At 59.1% G+C, this 19,538-nt stretch carries 16 protein-coding genes and 1 pseudogene; 11 read left to right on the top strand and 6 right to left on the bottom strand.

Annotation, left to right across the window (positions count from 1 at the left end):
- The first annotated feature begins 14 nt into the window (after nt 1-14).
- From RUI03_RS01160 to RUI03_RS01200, 9 genes are all read left to right on the top strand, one after another.
- Nucleotides 15-878: an ABC transporter permease gene (locus RUI03_RS01160; protein WP_317288448.1), complete on the top strand. Its 864-nt coding sequence runs from the start codon at nt 15-17 to the stop codon at nt 876-878.
- Nucleotides 879-881: 3 nt separating this feature from the next.
- Complete coding sequence (locus tag RUI03_RS01165; protein ID WP_317288449.1) at nt 882-1,619, top strand: ABC transporter ATP-binding protein; 738 nt, start codon at nt 882-884, stop codon at nt 1,617-1,619.
- A gap of 459 nt (nt 1,620-2,078) precedes the next feature.
- Nucleotides 2,079-2,852: a DUF3450 domain-containing protein gene (locus RUI03_RS01170; RefSeq protein ID WP_317288450.1), complete on the top strand. Its 774-nt coding sequence runs from the start codon at nt 2,079-2,081 to the stop codon at nt 2,850-2,852.
- 27 nt (nt 2,853-2,879) lie between these two features.
- The gene (locus tag RUI03_RS01175) at nt 2,880-4,256 is read left to right on the top strand and encodes a MotA/TolQ/ExbB proton channel family protein (RefSeq protein ID WP_317288451.1); all 1,377 of its coding nucleotides are present in this window, start codon (nt 2,880-2,882) and stop codon (nt 4,254-4,256) included.
- A gap of 26 nt (nt 4,257-4,282) precedes the next feature.
- The gene (locus RUI03_RS01180) at nt 4,283-4,819 is read left to right on the top strand and encodes a MotA/TolQ/ExbB proton channel family protein (protein ID WP_317288452.1); all 537 of its coding nucleotides are present in this window, start codon (nt 4,283-4,285) and stop codon (nt 4,817-4,819) included.
- A gap of 4 nt (nt 4,820-4,823) precedes the next feature.
- Nucleotides 4,824-5,243, top strand: a complete 420-nt coding sequence (locus RUI03_RS01185; protein WP_317288453.1) for a biopolymer transporter ExbD — start codon at nt 4,824-4,826, stop codon at nt 5,241-5,243.
- Nucleotides 5,244-5,356: 113 nt separating this feature from the next.
- A complete protein-coding gene (locus RUI03_RS01190) occupies nt 5,357-5,743 on the top strand; it encodes a biopolymer transporter ExbD (protein ID WP_317288454.1) in 387 nt (128 codons plus the stop codon).
- A 17-nt stretch (nt 5,744-5,760) separates the two neighbouring features.
- Entirely contained in the window at nt 5,761-6,372 is a 612-nt protein-coding gene (locus RUI03_RS01195) for an energy transducer TonB (RefSeq protein ID WP_317288455.1), read from the top strand.
- 41 nt (nt 6,373-6,413) lie between these two features.
- Nucleotides 6,414-7,940: a hypothetical protein gene (locus RUI03_RS01200; protein WP_317288456.1), complete on the top strand. Its 1,527-nt coding sequence runs from the start codon at nt 6,414-6,416 to the stop codon at nt 7,938-7,940.
- Between the two features lie 90 nt (nt 7,941-8,030).
- Here RUI03_RS01200 and mnmD read toward each other — a convergent pair whose 3' ends face one another.
- The 5 genes from mnmD to RUI03_RS01225 all read right to left on the bottom strand — a co-directional run bounded on the left by mnmD (nt 8,031) and on the right by RUI03_RS01225 (nt 14,023).
- Nucleotides 8,031-9,791 (bottom strand): tRNA (5-methylaminomethyl-2-thiouridine)(34)-methyltransferase MnmD, encoded by a 1,761-nt coding sequence (mnmD, locus tag RUI03_RS01205; RefSeq protein ID WP_317288457.1) that lies wholly within the window; start codon nt 9,789-9,791, stop codon nt 8,031-8,033.
- Entirely contained in the window at nt 9,788-11,002 is a 1,215-nt protein-coding gene (locus RUI03_RS01210; protein ID WP_317288458.1) for a lytic murein transglycosylase, read from the bottom strand. The genes mnmD and RUI03_RS01210 overlap by 4 nt, the downstream gene beginning before the upstream one ends.
- An 88-nt stretch (nt 11,003-11,090) precedes the next feature.
- Nucleotides 11,091-12,191 (bottom strand): serine hydrolase domain-containing protein, encoded by a 1,101-nt coding sequence (locus tag RUI03_RS01215; RefSeq protein WP_317288459.1) that lies wholly within the window; start codon nt 12,189-12,191, stop codon nt 11,091-11,093.
- A 1-nt stretch (nt 12,192) separates the two neighbouring features.
- A complete protein-coding gene (locus RUI03_RS01220; protein ID WP_317288460.1) occupies nt 12,193-12,492 on the bottom strand; it encodes a hypothetical protein in 300 nt (99 codons plus the stop codon).
- Nucleotides 12,493-12,550: 58 nt separating this feature from the next.
- Nucleotides 12,551-14,023, bottom strand: a complete 1,473-nt coding sequence (locus RUI03_RS01225) for an AMP nucleosidase (RefSeq protein WP_317288461.1) — start codon at nt 14,021-14,023, stop codon at nt 12,551-12,553.
- 312 nt (nt 14,024-14,335) lie between these two features.
- On the opposite strand from RUI03_RS01225, the gene galE reads away from it, so the two are divergent.
- On the top strand, nt 14,336-15,325 hold the full coding sequence (galE, locus tag RUI03_RS01230; RefSeq protein ID WP_317288462.1) for a UDP-glucose 4-epimerase GalE: 990 nt from the start codon (nt 14,336-14,338) through the stop codon (nt 15,323-15,325).
- Nucleotides 15,322-18,351 (top strand): right-handed parallel beta-helix repeat-containing protein, encoded by a 3,030-nt coding sequence (locus RUI03_RS01235; RefSeq protein WP_317288463.1) that lies wholly within the window; start codon nt 15,322-15,324, stop codon nt 18,349-18,351. The genes galE and RUI03_RS01235 overlap by 4 nt, the downstream gene beginning before the upstream one ends.
- A gap of 9 nt (nt 18,352-18,360) precedes the next feature.
- On the opposite strand, the pseudogene RUI03_RS01240 reads toward RUI03_RS01235, so the two are convergent.
- Nucleotides 18,361-19,422, bottom strand: a pseudogene (locus RUI03_RS01240) (homocysteine S-methyltransferase family protein); the annotation flags it as partial.
- Nucleotides 19,423-19,538 lie beyond the last annotated feature (116 nt).

The following is a 19,538-nucleotide window of genomic DNA, read 5'->3' on the forward strand; positions in this document are numbered from 1 at the left end:
GTGTGCAGACAAAGATGAGCGAAACAGAGCTGCCTTCCCTTAAGGGGAGGCCTTTGCGTCACGACCTGTATGAATTTGACGCATCTAGAGATCGATATTCTTACGCCCTGAACGACCTCAAGCGGGCACTCGCGAATCCGCGTCTTATATCAAGCGTGGTACTGAAGAGCTTTTCGGGGCGGTATCAGCGAACGTCACTTGGTCCATTTTGGCTGACAATCTCTACGGCAATGACCGTCGGTGGCCTTGCGGTCTTATACGGAAAGATTTTTGGCTCACCTCTTAGTGACTATTTCCCATATGTCGGATGCGGAATTATTGTGTGGGGGCTAGTGTCCTCGATATTTAATGGTGCAGCGGGTGCATTTAGCACCGGAGCCGCTACCTTTGATCAGATTCCAATTGCAAAGAGCATCTTTGCGTTCAGAGTTCTGGGTAGTTCTTTTTTGGCGTTCATGTATAAGCTTCCCGTTCTATTTTCGGCATTGGTGCTCGTGGGGCGGACGCCTGGGGTGTTATCAATTTTTGTCGCTTTGTGCGGGCTCGGACTGGTTTTGTGGACAGGTTTCTGGTGCACGCTCGTTCTCGGAACGATCGGATTGAGGTTCAAAGATACCGCTCAAGCTATTTCGGCGATCATGTCGGCCGTCTTTTTCTTCACTCCCGTTTTCTGGCAGGCGGACCGGCTTCGGGAGTACGCGTTCATCGTCGACCTCAATCCGTTTTACCATTACATCCACATTATCAGAGGACCACTGCTTGGTTACGATGGGGTCGCCCATAGTTTTATCTGGGCGGTCGGATGCGCCACTCTGATGACCATAGCGGGAGCAACTGTCTACGGCATGTTTGCGCGTCGTTTCTCATATTGGAGCTGACCGATGGCGCTCATTCACATGGAAAACGTGGGCGTGCACTTTCTCGTGCCTCAGTTAAAGTCCACTGGTCTGCTTGGGGCGTTGAAGTCAACGAGCCTCGGGGGGCGCTTGGAAAAGCGTCACGGCCGAGCAGGAGTGTCTGCTCTCGAAGATATCAACTTGACTTTGAAAGATGGCGATCGGCTTGGGCTCATGGGTCACAACGGCGCTGGGAAAACGACGTTGCTCCGAGTGCTGGCGACAATATTGCCACCGTCGGAAGGTCGCATTCGGGTCGAGGGTCGGGTATCTGCCCTTATGTCCATCCGTCTTGGAATGGATGGCTACGCAACGGGGTATGACAATATTAGAGGCAGAGCCCGATACATGGGATGCACGGAAGCGGAAATTGATGCAAAATTCGATGAGATAGCCGAGTTTACTCAGCTTCAGGATTATCTGGCGCTCCCTATGACCACCTACTCGAGTGGCATGCGTGTTCGCTTGGCGTTCGCTATCGCAACCGCATTTCATCCAGATATCCTCGTCTTGGACGAGTGGCTTTCGGCAGGGGACGAGACCTTCAAAAAAAAGGCTTCGGACAGGATGCATGAACTTATCGAGAATACCGGGATCGTTGCATTTGCCAGCCACAATTTGAGCATGCTTCAGAATATCTGCAACAAAGGTTTGATGCTGGAACATGGTCGTATAAAATTTTTTGGCCCTATTGACGAAGCGGTTGCGCTCATGAGCGAATAGCCGCGACGCCGGATCGGGAGTTGAATAAAGATCTGCGGCGCAGCCAGACAAATTCGTTGGTGTCTTGCTGCACTGCACAATAATCTTCGGGTCTGAGCTTCTTGTTATTGGGCAAGGCTTGGATTAACACTTCGCAGTCATAGAGCAGGAAGCTTGACGCGGCCCCGCGTCTATGTGACACTGTAACACAGTCCCATGATGTGGGATTGGCAATTTTGGGTAAATTTGCCGGGCTCGTGGTCTGAAAATTGCTCCGAATTGTGAAAGATTAAAGAATTCGTCGGCATTGAGCGAATTGGCTCTTGCCGACTTGTTGTTGCGGTCAATATGCTCGGAGAGTTGGGCGTGAATTGGCCAAAATGACTTGAGGGGGGTTGGTCCTCTCGCAGGCGGCGCTAGTCGCGAATTAACCGGCCGCTCGAGGCCACGAAAGAACGGAAGCATCCGGTAGGTGAGCACATGATGAAAAAGTTTGCTTTGGTGGGCTCTGCGGCCCTGATGGCTCTGGCGGTAACGCCGGCCTCCGCGCAGTTCAAGGCGGCGCTGAATGAGAGCACGGCTGCTGTCGAAGAAGGCGCTCGGTCGCAACAGCGTATCAACGAGCTGGACGATCAGGCCAGCGAGCTGCTGGGTGATTATCGCGCAGCGCTGAAACAGCGGGACGTTCTGCGCCGCTTCAACGCCAGCCGGGCCCGTGAAGTTGAAAACCAGCTCGCCCAGATCCGCGGTCTTGAAGAAGACGTTGAGAACATTGAAGGTCTGCAGCGCGCGGTTCTTCCATTGCTGGAAGAAATGCTCGGCCAGTTGGAAGCCTTCGTGGCCGCTGACATTCCGTTCCTGTCGCAGGAGCGCAACGATCGTATCGCGCGCCTCCAGGAAGTGATGACCGACTCAACGCAAACGGCTGCATCGCGTTATAATCTGATCATGGAAGCCTATCAGATCGAGAACGAATACGGCCGCACGATGGATTCTTATAAGGGTGTGGTCGACAATGACGGCCAAGAGCTCACGGTTGAGTTTCTCCGCATTGGCCGCCTGGCGCTGATCTATAAGAGTGCCGACGACTCGATCCTCCGGATCTACAACAAAGACACCGGACAGTTCGAAAATCTCGACAAGTCCTTCATGCAGGAAGTCCGCCGCGGCATCCGCATGGCAAACGAACAAACGCCTCCTGACCTCCTTCAGATCCCTGTCCGGGCACCTGAAGTGACGGCAGCGGCTCAGTAAGCGACGGTTTAGAAGGGTTTGAAGACAATGACGTTTTTCAAAACAGTAAAGTCTGGGATTCTGGCCGGCGCGGCAGTCCTTGCATCGGTTTCCGGCCTCGCGATTGCGCAGGATCAGATTTCTCTCGACGACGTTCTGCGGGCCGCCCGTGAGGAGCGCCGTCAGGCCGCTCAGGAAAATCGTGAGCGTGAGCAACAATTCGTTGCCGACCGTAATCAGCAGGCCTCACGTCTGAGCTCGGTCCGTGCCGAAGTGAACGCGGCTGAAGCCCGTTCGACCCAGCTGGAAGAGCAGTATCGTGCCAACGATGACCGCCTTAACGAGCTGAACACGGAACTGCAGGATCGTCAGGGTGAGTTCGGTGAACTTTTCGGCGCCGCCCGTTCGGCTGCTGCTGAGCTGGCAACCCAACTCGACGATTCGATCATTTCGGGTCAGTATCCAGGTCGCTCGCAGGAACTTCGCGAAACGGCTCAGGCCACGACGCTTCCTTCTGTCGAAGAACTGGAAAACATTTACTTCGTGACGCTGGAAGAAATGGTCGCTCAGTCCAAGACTGCGACATTCCCATCGACGATCGTCAACGCCTCCGGTGAAACAGAGCAGAAGACCATTACGCGTATCGGTCCTTTCACGGCGTTTGCTGACGGTGAGTACTACACCATGCAGCAGGCTGAAGGTGGCCGCCCACGTCTGACACAGCTGCCACGTCAGCCTGAAGTCGCGGACGCTGTGTCCAATGCTCGTCAGGTCGCTGGTTTCTCTGGCGATGGCTATACGACCGGCACGATCGACCCAACCACAGGTACGCTGATCAGCCTCGTCGTTCTCAGCCCAACCCTGAAAGAGCGTATCGACCAAGGTAAACTCGTCGGTAAAGTGATCCTGGTGGTTCTCGCCATCGGTCTGCTGATCGGTCTGTTTAAGCTCGTGACCCTGTTCATGACGAATGCTGCCGTTAAGGGTCAGGTCCGTCGTAAAACAGCTTCTCGCGGTAACCCGCTTGGTCGCGTCATGATGGCTTACGAAAGCAACACGAATGCCGACGTCGAAACGATGGCTCTCAAGCTTGACGACGCCGTCATGAAAGAGATCCCACGCCTCGACAGTGGTCTGAATGTCGTGAAGGTGTTCGCTGCCGTCGCTCCACTGCTGGGTCTGCTCGGTACGGTTGTTGGTATGATCAACACCTTCCAGGCTATGACGCTGTTCGGTACGGGTGACCCGCAAATCATGGCTGGTGGTATCTCCGAGGCTCTTGTGACCACGGTTCTGGGTCTGGTTGCCGCTATTCCGCTACTGCTGCTTCACGCCTTCGCTGCCGCCTCTGCACGGTCTGTTACGCAGACCCTTGAAGAGCAGGCTGCTGGTATGATCGCTGAGCACGCCGAGAGCCGGGTTTAAGGCTCAGACAGGAAGGACGTCCGGTTATGGAGCTGAGTGTATTCAATCCTGCTGATGCACTGGACAACATCCAGTCATTCCTGGTCGCCGGCGGCAATGTGTTGCTCGTCATCATGATCGTCAGCTTCGCAATGTGGCTGTTTGTTGTGGAACGGGCTCTCTTCTTCGCTATCGCCAACGGTTCGGTCAAAAAGACCGCGACCGTCGGCTGGGAAGACCGCACGGAGACGACATCCTGGTACGCCTTGGCGATCCGCGACAAGCGGATCTCCATCGCCCGCCAAGAGGCCTTCCGGAACATGTCGGTCATCAAGGTGCTGGTGGCTATCCTCCCGCTCCTTGGCCTCCTCGGCACGGTGACGGGCATGGTCGAAGTGTTTGACGTCATGGCCTCGACGGGTTCGTCAAACGCGCGTCTGATGGCCGGTGGCATTACCAAAGCGACAATTCCGACCATGGCCGGTCTGGTGGCGTCCCTTTCAGGTATTCTGGCGATCAATATTCTTGAGCGTCAGGCAAGCCGGACCGTGGCTTCGGTTTCTGACAAACTGGTGATTGGTTAAGATTATGGCGAGACGGATATCTCACCCCCAGGACGATGCTGACGTCGACGTCACGCCGCTTCTCGACATCGTCTTCATCATGCTGATCTTCTTCATCGTGACCGCTGTGTTCATCGATGAGTCCGGGATCGCACCGAACCTTCCGCAGAAGTCGGATGATGATAACACCAAACCGCCACCCAGCCTGCTGCTGACGGTTCAGGAAAACGGGTCGGTCCTGGTGGACAACACCTCAACGATTGATCCGCGTTCGGTCGGTCCTCGCGTCGAAGAGTTTCTGGCGAAGGAAGCCAAAGGTGTCATCGTGATCAGTGCGATGGGCGATGCCAAGGCTGGCGACACGATGCTGACGCTCGACCAGGCTCGTGATGGCGCGACACCTGCGCGGTACGACAAGATTACGCTGACGCCGGCGGGTGAATAAATCCCGCCCATGTCGCCCGCCTCAACATGGCGGATTGATAGAAGATGCGCCCGAGATCATCGCGGCATTTGTGAAAAGTGATCGGAATTATGGCTAGAAGACCGATAAGACCTGTGGCCACTGGGGGCGATGATGACGTTAACGTCACGCCGCTTCTGGATATCGTGTTCATCATGCTGATCTTCTTCATCGTGACCTCGACCTTCATCAAGGAGCCGGGTGTCCAGATCGAGAAGCCGCTGGTGACGACGGGCATCGACCAGCGTCAGGTGGCAATCCTAGTAGGGATTACGTCGGACAGCCGGATCTTCATCGACAAGGAAGAAACCGACATTTCCGAAGTGCGTTACAAGGTTCAGGAACTGCGCAAGGAAACACCGAAAGGTGCCGCCGTTGTGCAGGTCGACCAAGGCGCGAACAGTCGGACGCTGCTTGATGTGCTGGAGCAGATCAAGAATGCTGGTATCCAAGATGTCGCTGTGTCGACTGAAGAAGCCTGATTAGGGAGGGCGCGACCATGGGTTCTATTTTTCGCAGTATTCTCGGCGTTCCTGTTGCGGCCATCGTTGTCGTGGCGCTGTTCCTCTTCATGTACGGTCTGATCAAGAACGACATGGTGGAAATTGAAGACAGTGGTCCGCCTCCAAACATCAAGATCGGCCGTCAGCTGCAGGATTCAGAAGTTACAAACCAGAAGCGTTTCGACAAGCCGGTGCTTGACCAGCCACCACCACCACCACCAGCGATCAATCAGGCAACGTTCAAGCCGAATGTTGATGGGGTGCGGGCTGCTGTGCCAACGTTTGAAGCCAATGTGGACATTGGTACGGCGTTCAACCCCGACCGTGATGCGCAGCCTATCGTGCGGATCCCGCCATCAGAGGCCGACTTCCAGCGGTGCATTCGTTCGGATGTGCAAAAGATCGAACGTGTGTCGCTGCAGTTTGATGTGACGCCGCAAGGTCAGGTGACGAACGTCCAGGTCATTGACTCCACGGATCGCTGCTATGAGCGCTCCGCCATCCGTTCGGCTGAAAAGTGGAAGTACAATCCAAAAATCGTGGAGGGTCAGGCCCAACCTCGCTTCGGCGTGCGGACCGTGATCGTCTATCAGGTGGGTGGTCAGTAAGACCCCCACACCACGTTTATCAGGTGAAGAGATCGAACAACATGCGTAAACTTTTTCCTGCTGCCGCTCTCGCTGTTCTCTACAGCTTCGGGTCTTATGCTGCTGTTGCTGTCTCATCGCCAGCGGCCGCTCAAGTCGACGAAAAAGAAGAGAAACGGCGCAATTCCCAGACTCTCGGTTCAAAGACCGCGCAGGATCTTGGCAAAGCGCTGGATGCGGTGAACGCCGAGCCCGCAGACTATGCCACCGCCATGAATCTTCTGAATGGCCTGGCAAACCGCGATCTGCCTCCTTATGACCTCTCGACTGTCCTAGAGATCCGGGGTGCGGTTTACGCCCAGACCGACAAGGCCGCCGAGTCACTCCGCGACTTTGTCCGCGTTCTCGAAATCGACGCCCTGCCATTCGACCGGCTGAAGCAGATCCGCTACAACGTTGCGCAGCTCTACTTTGTGGAGGGTAACTACGCCCAGGCCATCCGTTTCATGCGTGAATATCTGGCGGGCGCGGACAATGTCGAAGATGCGAATGCGTGGTACATTCTTGCTGCTGCGTACGTGTCTCAGGATGATTACCAGAACGCTCGTGGCCCTGCCGAGAAAGTCATCCAGTACGATGCGAAAAAGCAGAAGAAGAACTACGATCTTCTCAACCTGATTTACTCGCAGCTGAATCTCAACGTTGAGCGTGGTAGACTGCTTGAGACGATGATCGAACTTTTCCCGAATCAGACCGAATACTGGGCGCAGCTTTCGGGCGCCTATTCCCAGGCTGGCCGCGACAAGGACGCGTTCTCGACACTTGAAGTGGCTTACAAGGCCGGTCTGATCAAGGATGAGCCGAAGATCGTGGCCCTTGCGCAATACTATTCTGCGCTTGACGATCCGTACCGTGGTGCCAAGCTGATCGAACAGGAAATGGCGACGGGTACGGTCAAGAAGACCCTGAAGAACCTTGAGCTTCTGGCTCAGCTTTGGTCCATGTCTCGCGATCAGAAGAAGGCGATTGCCGCTCTCGACCAGGCTGCAAAGCTCTCGGACAATGGTCAGCTCTACTACCGTCTTGGCCAGAGCTACATGGCTGATGAGCAGTATAGTGAGGCGGCCACCAACCTGAACCAAGCCCTGCAAAAGGGTGGCCTTTCAGAGCGCGATCGCGGCGACATCTACCTTCTCCTCGGCGCTGCCTATTTCAACATGGACAGTGATACGGCTGCGGGTCGTAACCGTGCTCGCCGGGCCTTTGCTCAGGCCGCCAATTACGCCAATGCGCGGACCTCGGCTCGCGGTTGGGTTGGATATATCGATGCTATTGAGGAGACGCTGAGAGCGCAGGACGAAGTTGAGCGCCTGCAGCGTGAAGAACAGCGCCGTCGGAATATCGAGCGTTGTGAATCGATCGTGGATGTTGCCGAACTTGGCGGCACGGTGGAAGAATCTCGTCTGAGCGAGTGCCGGACGGTTCTGGCACGGGCTGCCGCTGGCGAAGAAATTGATGAGCCTGCGACCGAAGAAGCGCCTGAAGAGGCCGAAGATGCGGCTACTGAAGAAGAGCCTAGCGCTGGCTGATCTCTGGATCACAAATCACGAAAAGGCCGCTCTGATGAGCGGCCTTTTTTGTTTCAGTGTTGCGGGAGAGGTATCGCGTGATCAAGCGGCCTAGGTTTGTCGACGTTGACGCCGCTGCTCAAAACGGTCCGCTGCGATCATCTGCTGGACTGATCTCGTCAGGGGCGAGATGGTTTCGGTAACCATCGCTGTCAGGTGAGCCGCTAGCAGAGGGGCTGTTGAAAGTCCCCGCGAGCCCAGCCCGCCGAGGACATATGATCGTTGCCTGTTGGTGCCATGTACTGACACAACGGGACCGCAGATGGGATGGCGGTCTGTTGTCACTGCCCGTTTGGCGGCACGCGCACCATTCGATGTACCAAGCTTGTCTGCTGCCAGGCCCGACAGGCGCAGCGCGGCATGTCGATTTTGCGCAGAGCTTTCACCATTCGCCTCAACAGCCGCGTCGACAGCCGTGACGTCATAGGTCGCGCCGGCGGCAAAACCGTCGGCCCACGGCGCGATATAATGGCTGTTTGTCCGGATGGTGGACATGCCGGGTCCTTCCCACCAGTCCAACTGACCACGGGATGCAGTAAGGTCCGGACGGAGGAGCGGAACATGGTGAGCGAGCTGTGGCCCAACCGCGAAAATCACACAGTCGATATCCTGTCTGTCGGTCAGCCATTCGGTTTCAGACGCGTCGGCGATCTCTGTGTCGCTGATCAGCAGGCGAACAGCCTCCGCCGCTTTAAGCGTGGCCCCTGCGGGGACATGGAGATGGGCGTCCGGTGTCAGGACCAGGTCGCCATCGGCCCATAGTCCATTCTCCAGAACCTTTTGAAAACGTCTCTGTTGCTTCTGCTCTGTATCAAGAATGTGACCGCCTCTCACCAAGAGACAGTCGGGCGTCGCCTCGTTGTAAAAGCGCAAGGCGGAGAGAAAAGCATCGCGGTACAGATATGCCTGAGGCTCAGTTGAGGCATCGAGCCGCGGCATCAGGAGGCCAATTGGATTTCCTGACGCGCCACTTGCAGCGCCTGACGGATCCTGCAGCATCACATCGATGCCCGCCCGCTGGAGATGCCAGGAGAGGGACGCACCGGCGATCCCGGCGCCTGCAATAGCAACGCGGGCGGCTTTGGAGCGCGTGAATTCACCGGGCTTCCGACCACGGAGCATTTGCCGCTTGCGGCCAAAGCCGGGTGTCCGGTCAACTTCAATTCCGGCGTCGGCCAAAGCGCGACGGACCGTGCCGGCAACGGTGAATGTCGACAGGGTCCCGCCCGGTGCAATGTGCTGCGCAACCAGCGCCATCAGCTCAGGTGACCACATGTCCGGATTGGTCGACGGCGCAAAGCCATCAAGAAAGAAGGCGTCAGCCTTGAAAGGGCTGTCTTCGAGGCCTTGTACCGCAGACCCCATGGCGATGGTCAGTGTCACACGGCGATGCAGACGCAACTGGACCAGGCCCGGCCGCGCTGGCGGATAGAGATCGCGCAGCGCATGCGCCATGACGGCCAGTTCGGGCCATCGCTCAGCCACATCGCCCAGCAAGGCCTGCAGGGTCGATTGAGGTAGCGGGTGAGCTTCCGCGGACCACAGGCTCAGATGTGTATCGGTCGGCGCAACGGACAGGAAGAGAGCTGCGGCCGCAAGGCAGTTCAGGCCCGTGCCGAAACCGAGCTCGCCAATGACGAAATGTTGACCCGGGGTCAGCGCTGCGAAGCGGTCGGGCAGGTCGTTGCCGTCCAGGAAAACGTGACGAACCTCCGCGAGACCATCCTCAGGCTGAAAATAGATATCGCCGAAGGTTGTTGACCTGATGGCCATGCCGTCGATCTGGAGCGACGGGGCCGTCAGCCGTGTCATGAGGCCGTAAGCGCGGCCAGTGTCTTGGCCGAGGCGTAACCGTCCGCCGGCACGCCCTGCGCCCGTTGCCAGGCTTTCAGGGCCTTGCGTGTACCTGCGCCGATGATGCCGTCTACCGGACCGGGGTCGTACCCTTTGTCCGCGAGGGTCTGCTGCAGCTGTTTCCTCTCGTCGAGGGACAGTGGGCGGTCGTCGCGCGGCCAGTCCTGGGCAAGGGTGATGGAGCGTCCGGCAATCGCATTGCTCAGCATACCCACACCGAGCGCATAGGATGTCGAATTGTTGTATTTGAGGATCGCGCGATAATTGTCGAAGACCATAAAGGCTGGGCCGTTTGCTCCGGCCGGGACCAGGATCGATGCTGACGCGTTCAGGTCGGCCATATCCGACAGGCTGCCCGTCGGTGTCCGCACGCCCATGGAGTACCACTGTGCAACGGTTTTTTCGGTGTCGAGCGACGCATCACCGTAGTCAAATTCTGCCGGCACCATCACTTCCATTCCCCACGGTTGACCGGCCTTGTAGCCGGACCGTTTGAGATAGTTGGCGGTCGACGCAAAAATGTCGGCGTGGTTGGTCCACAGATTGCGGTGACCGTCACCGTCCTCATCGACCGCGTAAGCCAAGTAGGTGGTGGGAATGAACTGCGTCTGCCCCATCGCGCCGGCCCATGATCCTTTGAGCTGGCTGCGATCTGCATAGTCCTTGTCGAGGATGGTCAGGGCGCCAATCAACTGGGATTTGCCAAAGAATGTTCTCCGGCCTTTATAGGCCATGGTGGCAAGTGACGACACGACATCGTGGTCGCCCATGATTTTCCCATAGGCGGACTCGAGCCCCCAGATGGCGGCAATGATGGCCCGGTCGACACCGTATTTTTCTTCCACTGCTGCCAGCGTGTCGTTGCGCAGAGTGGCATTCGTGATGCCATCATTGACGCGCCGTTCGGATACAGCGCTTTCAAGATAGGACCATACGGGGCGATTGAATTCTGGCTGGTTGCTGTCGCGCTCGAACACGATCGGCAGCGGCTCGGCCGTCGCCATCTCACGGGTGTAAGTCTCGGCGCTGATGCCTGCGGCCAGGGCTTCGCTGCGGAAAGACTGGCGGAAAGCGTCGAATTCGGGATCGGCGGCATGGGCTGCGCTGACAAGGGCACCCATCACGGCGATTGGGGCTACGGCCTGAATGACCCATTTGAACGCTGCCATATTATCCTCCTCGACGTGCTTTCGCTTCTCAACCCTTATAGCCCGCAATCCGGTCGCGCGCCAATGAGAAGGCCGTTAGCTGAAAAGGTTAAAGGGAAGTGTAAACAGCCTCGACCAGTGCAATCGCGCGGGGGTCCCCGACCAGCGCCGGGGACATCTTGTTGGGGACGAAGGCGACGGAGAGACCATGTGCGGGATCGGCAATGGTCAGTGCACCGCCAAAGCCATAATGCCCGACCGCCGTGGCCGACGGCCCCAGATATCCGTGAGTGTTGCGCATGACGCCCGCGCCCCAGGACAGGTCGAAGGGCAGGACGAGATCGTCACCGCGAATGCGTTCGGTCGTCGCCTGTGCCCGGCTGTCGGCACCGGCGACCACATGGTCGCGAACATTGCCTGTCGCGAAAGCCTGCATCACACCTGCAAGCCCCCGCGCCGTTGCGTGCATGTTGGATGCCGGAATTTCCGCGGCCATCCATTGGTCCCGGTCAACACCAGCCGGGGCTGACCAACGTTCAAGGAAGGCGGCTTTTTTCGGCGGCGTGATCGTGCCGAGATCCGGCGCTGCGGGTGGTTTGACCATGGCGCCGACGCGCTCGACCTGCGGCGCTTCAAGGCCGCAATAGACGTCAACGCCCCAGTGTTTCAGGGCCGTACCGATCGTCTTGCCCGTCTGGCGCCGAAAGATCTCACCGGCGATAAAACCGAACGTCTGCGGATGATAGCCGTTCTGTGTCCCGGGCGGCCACATGGGCGCGTGGCCGGCGATCTGCGCGCATGTCGCATCCCAGTCGAGCCAGATGGCCGGGTCAACCGGCTCGGGAAATCCGGGTACGCCCGACTGATGGGACAGGGCCTGAGCGATGGTCAGCTCGTCCTTTCCGTGGGCGCCAAAGGCGGGCCAGATATCGGCGACGCGAACATCATAGTCGATCTCGCCGCGCTCCACCGCGCCCATGATCAGCGCGGCCGTCACGGCTTTACCAGCGGAATAGACGCAGCACAGCGTATCGCCAAAGGCGGTCGTTTTCTGGCGATCCTTCCACCCGGCGGTGAGGTCGAGCACGGGTTCGCCGCCAATGATGACAGCGACACTGGCGCCGAGATTGTCGCCGCTTTCAATGCTTTGGACCAGCACATCGGCCACGGCCGTGAAGCGATCGTCGCAGTGTCCAACAGGATCGGTCATATCAGCTGATGATACAGGCAACGCTGGAGGCAGCAACGGCGCCGCCGATTTCAGGATCAGAGATCCGGCCCAAGGCATCAATCACCTCGAAGGGCGAGTTCTTGCTGGTCAGGGTCACCGTGAAATCCGCAAACTTGCGCAGCTGGCGGTCATTCAGGCGACGCTCAAGCTGATCGGCCATGCAGTCCGCCCGTGAAGCGCTCAACCCCAGTTCCTGCAACCGGTCTTCGATCGTGAATTTGGACACTGTGGAGCAGGCGCTGAGCGCCAGCGCGGACAGGATCAGGGCCAGTCGAACCATGGGAATAGTCTCCTTTGTCATCATGTAGCTGGGCGCTATCGCCGGGCAAATGACGGGATCAGCGGAAGGGCGGCTCGTCAAAGCTGCGCAGCTTGCGGGAGTGCAGGGTCTTGGCATCGTGGGTCCGGAAGTGCTCCAGCGCCTCGATCCCGATCTTCATGTGCTCGCCAATGGCCCGCTCATAGAAACGGTTGGCAGCGCCGGGCAGTTTGATTTCGCCGTGCAGCGGCTTGTCCGAGACGCAGAGCAGCGTGCCGTAGGGCACACGGAAGCGGTAGCCGTTTGCCGCCACCGTTGCGCTTTCCATGTCGATGGCAATAGCGCGGGCGAGATCAAGGCGACGGGCCTCCTCAGCGAAGCGCAATTCCCAGTTCCGGTCGGCGTGGGTCACAACGGTTCCGGTGCGCAGGCGCTGTTTCAGCGCCTTGCCATCATCGCCGGTGATCTTCGCGGCGGCTTCGGTCAGCGCCAGCTGGATTTCTGCGATCGGCGGGACGGGAATTTCGGGCGGCAGGACATCATCAAGAACCCGGTCCGACCGCAGATAGGCGTGCGCCAGTACGTAGTCGCCAAGCCGTTGGGAATGACGCAGCCCCCCGCAATGCCCGACCATGATCCAGCATTGTGGGCGCAGCACGGCCAGGTGATCAGTGATCGTCTTGGCGTTTGAAGGACCAACGCCGATATTGACGAGGGTAATACCCTTATTGTCCTTGGCCTTCAGGTGATAGCACGGCATCTGGTAACGGCGCCAAGGGCTGGCCTGAACCTGCTCCGTCGCATCGGCCGTGTCGGCTGTGACCCGCACCCCGCCAGGGGCAACAAATTCTTCGTAATCGACGCCATCCTGACGCAGGCGATCAATGCCCAGTTCGACGAATTCATCCATGTACCGATGATAGTTCGTGAACAGAATAAATTCCTGGAAATCTTCCGGGTCCGTTCCCGTGTAGTGCTTCAGGCGCTGCAGGGAGTAGTCCGTGCGCAGGGCAGAGAACAGAGACAGGGGACGCACCCCTGTGCCTTCGCCCACCATCATGGACGGCGTTTCGGTCGTGCCGTCGGCGATATGATCGCTGATGGTGGCAAGATCCGGAGTGGGAAAATGGCGTGCCAGTTCAGAGGGCGGGACGGACTCCACATCCACGCCCTTCGCCGTATCGATGACGTAAGGGTAGGGGATGTCGTCCTTGGACCAGCCAACGCTGGCTTCGATTTCGTAATGATCAAAGAGGAGCTGCAGCTGTTTGGTCAGATAACGCTGGAACAGGGCGGGGCGCGCCACGTCCGTCTCGTACACACCAGGCGCCTCGAATTTGCCAAAGGCGGATGAGATCGGCGGCACTGCGCCGTCGGGCTGATAGATGATGCGAAGTTTCGGATAGGGGAAACGGGCGTTCTTGGCCGGTGGCGTACCGTCATTCACATAGGCGCTGAACGCCTCACGCAGCTTTTCCGCACTCTGGGCGTAGCGCGTGATCAATTTCTGTACAGCTTCCTCGGCCGAGGTGACGGTTTCCCACTGGCTCATTCTCTATCCAATCTCTTCATTCTCGCGGGCTGGCGCGCATCCGCACGGGCAGAAGCGTGGGCCATAGGGCGCGGGCCGGCACCGGGCCGACTGACATCTGTTCTGTATCGGCGGCGCTCGCGCGAAAGTCACGCACCAACGCCGCTTGAAAGTGTTTCGCTATATGCCAGATGAGGCTGCGCATTCAAATGCCCCGCCCGCGCCGCATTCTGGTGTTTTCCCGGCGCGTAATCCCTTTGAAACGCACTGGCCCTATGACCCTTGGGCGATTAAGCGCCGTGATGTAAGGTTTTGGCGAGAGGGAGCTGTCCGATGGCAAGCGAGAAATTACTGATTACCGGCGGCGCAGGATATATTGGCAGCCATGTGGCATGGGCCGCGGCCGATGCAGGCCGGGACATCATCGTGATTGATGACCTGTCGACCGGCCGGGAGGCGAACGTCCCACCAAGCGCCGAGTTTGTTGAGGGGCGCCTTGAGGACCATGACCTCCTGAACAAGCTGATCGGCGATCCGTCCGTGGTGGCGGTGCTGCATTTCGCCGGCAAGATCATCGTTCCTGAATCCGTCAGTGATCCTATCAAATATTATCGAGACAATACCTGCGCCACGCTCGAAATCCTGTCGCGGATGGTCGACACCGGCAAGAAAGCCGTGCTGTTTTCGTCGACGGCCGCCGTTTATGAGCCGCAGGATGAAAGCGGCCCCTTGGTTGAAGATGCGCCCAAGACACCCTTGTCCCCCTACGGACAGTCCAAATTGATGACCGAGGCGATGATCCGGGATATCGGCATCGCACACGGGTTGAGCGCGGCCATCCTGCGCTATTTCAATGTGGCGGGCGCAGATCCAAAAGGGCGGACGGGACAGTCGGGCCCGAATTCGACGCACCTCATCAAGGTGGCCTGCCAGACCGCCCTTGGCCAGCGCGATAAGCTCAGCCTTTACGGTGATGACTATCCAACGCCGGACGGGACCTGCATTCGCGACTATATCCATGTCTCCGACCTGGCGGCCGCCCATCTCCTCGCACTGGATCACGTTCTCGCGAATCCCGGTCAGGTCACACTGAATTGCGGCTATGGCCGTGGCTCCTCTGTCTGGGAAGTGATCCGCGCGGTCGAGGAAGTGACGGGGAAACCGCTGCCCGTGGATGTGGTGGACCGTCGTCCGGGTGACGCGCCGTCTCTCGTGGCCGATAACAGCCGGATCATGGAGCTTCTGGACTGGCACCCGCAGCATGACAGCCTGACGGAGATGGCCAGTTCTGCCCTCGAATGGGAGCGCAAGCTCAATCAATGATCCGTTGGGGGGCAATCGTCGGCGCGATTATTCTCGCGGTGGTCTTGCCCATCGACGCAGCTGCCGAACAGCTGACCGTCGGGCCAGATCGTCAGTACCGTGACCTTGATGCCGCTGTCCGTGCGTCCCGCGCCGGGGACGAGCTGGTGCTCCAGCCGGGGCGCTATGTTGCTGCTGATCTGAAAATTCCTCATGACCTGACACTGACGGGAACCGGTGACGTTGTGCTGTACGCCCCGGCACCAGTGGCCAAGGGCTTGCTTGTCCCGGGAGCCGGCACAGAGATTGTGGTCCGTAACCTGACTTTTGAGGGTGCCAGATCACCAGATCGCAATGGGGCGGGCATTCGCTTTGAAGGTTCTTCCCTGCGCGTCGAGGACAGCACGTTCCGGCGCAATGAGGACGGTATTCTCGCCACCGGCGACCCGGGCGGCATGCTGGTCATCCACCGATCCCGGTTTGAAGCAAACGGTCATGGCGATGGCTATTCCCACGCCATTTATCAGTCCCGTGGACAGCGTTTTGAAGTGCATGATTCCGATTTTGTCGGCACCCGGATCGGTCATCACGTCAAATCGCTGGCGGCGCTTATCGTCGTCGACAATAACCGCTTCGATGATGGGGACGGTGAGCCGTCCTATGTCGTTGACGCCACGGCGGGCGGACGGCTCATCATCACAAACAATCAGGTGATACGGCGCGCCTCGGCCAGCCAGGATACGCTGTTCAATTACGACGTGTCGCGCGGCGGCCGTGTCGGCGCTGTGACGATAAGCGACAATGTGCTGACGACCGCCAAGCGCGGTACGGAGCTGCTGCGCAACCCCGAACGTGCGCCCGTGACATCGACGGACAATCGCTTTCAGACGGCGGCACGCGGCTCATTCGATGATATTCGCAACGCCGAGACGGTTGCAGAACCGGCCATGCCCGCCGCATCGCCGCGCGCCGTTGTTCCGGCCATTCAGTCCACGAGTGACGTCGACAGCCGGCTTGAAAACCTGACCCCGCAACAGCGCCGTGCAGTGGCCAAGCTCGTAGCCCAGACGCCGCCGGTGGAGCGCGATCTGACCCACCCAAAAGTGTCGGCAGATGGGCTCTTACATAGTCCGCAGTTCCCGCCGAAGGCCGACGGGGACCTCGTTCGGTTCAAGCTGCGCCCCGTGATTGCCGGCGAGTCCCCTTATGTCATTTTTGGCCAGGTGTTCGAGCCCGGCATGGTCAAACCCGATACGGGTCTCGTCGCCCGAATTGGCGGTACCGAAGTGCCGGTTCAGATCGTGCCAAAAGCGCTGCATCCGGACGGATCGGTACGGCATGCGGTGCTGTCGCTACGGGTGCCTGACGGAACGACGGCAATTGTGGATGCCGCCCTGCGATTAGGGCCTGCGCCCTCTGGTCCAGCTGCGGGCCTTGATAGCCTGCCCAATCTCATGCTGACTGTTGAAGGAAATCTTGGCGGCCGCACGCCCACGACCATCAAACGGTCGCTGCGCGGGTTTCTTGACCATTCAACAGTCTGGGTGAACGGCCCTGTGGTCACGGAACGGACGGGGCGCAGCGAGCTTGGGCCTCTGCTATCGGTCACCGCAGATATGCGGCTTTACGCAGACCGGACGGGGCGCGTCCGCCTGACCTTTGAGAATTACAAGACATTTCACGATGCGCCCCGGGACCTGTCCTATCGCGTCACCGTTACGGATGGCGATGAGGTGCTGTTCGCCGACACGATCAATCTGCATTACCGCAACGCTGGCTGGACGACGGTTCTGCCGATCCGTGCACGGCGTGCCTTTGATGTCGTTCATGATCTAGAAAGTCTGATCGCTGCGGGCGCCATGCCGGGCTATGACCTGGCATTGGGGATTGCACCGGACAGCCTGCCGTCAACGAATGAGCCCGTCCGCCCAGGCGTCGCCGGTCCCCTGACCCCCTATATGCCAACGACGGGGGGGCGGACCGATATCGGGCCCCAGACCGGTTGGGCCGCCGCATGGACCATCACACAGGACCCGGCCGCGAAACGTTTACTTCTTTATACGGCTGATATTGGCATCACAGTGCCGTGGCACTTCCGTGACGATGCGACGGGGTTGCCTGTCATCACCACGAACCGGCCCCGCTTCTGGGCAGAAGAGCGCGGGGCGGAAGCCAAATACGGCAAGGACCGCGTACCTGCCAGCCTGTTCGCCGGGCAGTCTGGCGGCTGGACACCGGATGTTGCGCACAAGCCAAGCCTTGCCTATCCGGCCTATCTGGCCACGGGTGAGGCGGTTTATGCCCGCGAACTGGCCCATGAAGCAGCTTTCGCCATCACCAATATATGGCCGGATCTGCGCGGCCCGTCGGGGGATCTTCTCACTGGCGCGCTGCAGTTGCGGACCACGGCGTGGAGCCTGCGGTCGGTGGGCGATGCCGCTTTCATTCTGCCCGAGGATCATCCGCTGAAGGATTATTTCAGGACGGTTCTCGCCCATAATATCGACGATCTGGTCGGGAATTATGTTCGCCGCGGGACGATGGATAGTGCCGGGGAGACAGAAGGCTATTTTGGCATTGCTTCAGCACGGGAGGACGAGGCGATCTCGCCGTGGCAGAACGATTACATGGCCATCGTACTGGCGCAGGAGGTACGGCGCGGGACACCGGGGGCGCGGGCCCTTCTGAACTGGTCCGCCGGCTATGTCGCAGGCCGGGTGCTGGCACCGGGGTCCAATATTGATGTCATTGCCGGCCAGCGGCAACGGGTGATTGGTCCGACCGGCGCGCGGTACCAGAGCTGGCGTGACATTTTCACGGAGACGGCCCGTCTGCATCCGGACGATGTCTATCTGGGGGGCGCGGAAGGCGGCTATGGCCTGCTGCGCGGGGCCCTAGGGGCGATTGTCCAGGCCACGAATGACCCAAGGGCTACTGTCGCGCTGGCGCGCCTCAAGGCCTTGGAAGGGGGCGACAAGCTGACAGAACCGTCCAATCAGCTTGGACGGTCCTACAGCCCGCAATTCGCGCTGGATCCTGCCGACTGATCAGCTCGAGATCGCCATGGCCTCAAGCCCGGACAGGCGCATCTTGATCGGCAGATCGGGCAGCTTGCGCGGGGTAATGCCGTCGACAGCCTTGGCGAAAGCTTCGATATGCGGCGGTGTGGTGCCGCAGCAGCCGCCCACAATGTTCAGCAGCCCGGACTCGGCCCACTCTTTGATGTGGACGGACATGCTTTCCGGCGTCTCGTCATACTCACCGAAAGCATTCGGCAGCCCGGCATTGGGATAGGCGGAGATATGGCAGTCGGCCGAGGTCGACAGGTCCACCACATAGGGGCGCATCAGGTCCGGGCCCAGCGAGCAGTTGACCCCGACGGAGATCGGCTTGGCATGGCGGACGGAATGCCAGAACGCTTCCGGCGTCTGGCCGGTCAGTGTACGGCCGGACTGGTCCGGGATCATGACCGACAGCATGATGGGCAGGCTGAAGCCCAGTTCCTCAAAAAGATCTTCTATAGCGAAGATCGCCGCGCGGACATTCAGCGTATCGGTGATGGTTTCGATCAGCAGGATATCGGCGCCGCCCTCGATCAGGCCGCTGGCTGCCTCGCGATAGGCCGCGGCCAGTTCATCGAAATCAACATTGCGCGCGCCGGGATCGTTCACGTCTGGGCTCAAGGACGCCGAGCGGTTTGTCGGGCCGATTGCCCCTGCGACAAAGCGCGGCTTTTCGGGCGTGCTGACGGCGTCGGCGGCCTCGCGCGCCAGCCTTGCACCAACCACGTTCAGCTCCCGCGCCAGCTCTTCCATGCCGTAATCGGCTTGAGCAATTGTGGTCGCGCTGAACGTATTGGTTTCGATAATGTCGGCGCCCGCATCGAGATATTGCTGGTGAATGTCAGTGATGATGTCGGGACGGGTCAGACACAGCAGGTCGTTATTGCCGCCCACATCTGATGGCCAGTCCTTGAACCGCTCACCGCGATAATCCGCCTCTTTCAGCTTGTGACGCTGGATCATGGTGCCCGCAGCCCCGTCGAGGACAAGAATGCGGTCGTTTAGCGCTTTTTCGAGCGCGTCCAGACGCTTGGCGCGGGCGGTATCGATGGCCATGAGGTTCTCCGGTGTTGAAAATCGGATATAAAGAATTCTTTATATGATGCCAAGCCCTGTCGACTTTCGCAAAAATCGGCGCGTCCGAGCAGGCTCGGACATTGACGAAAGGGTCG

The sequence above is a fragment of the Parvularcula sp. LCG005 genome, from assembly GCF_032930845.1.
Classification (GTDB): Bacteria; Pseudomonadota; Alphaproteobacteria; order Caulobacterales; family Parvularculaceae; genus Parvularcula.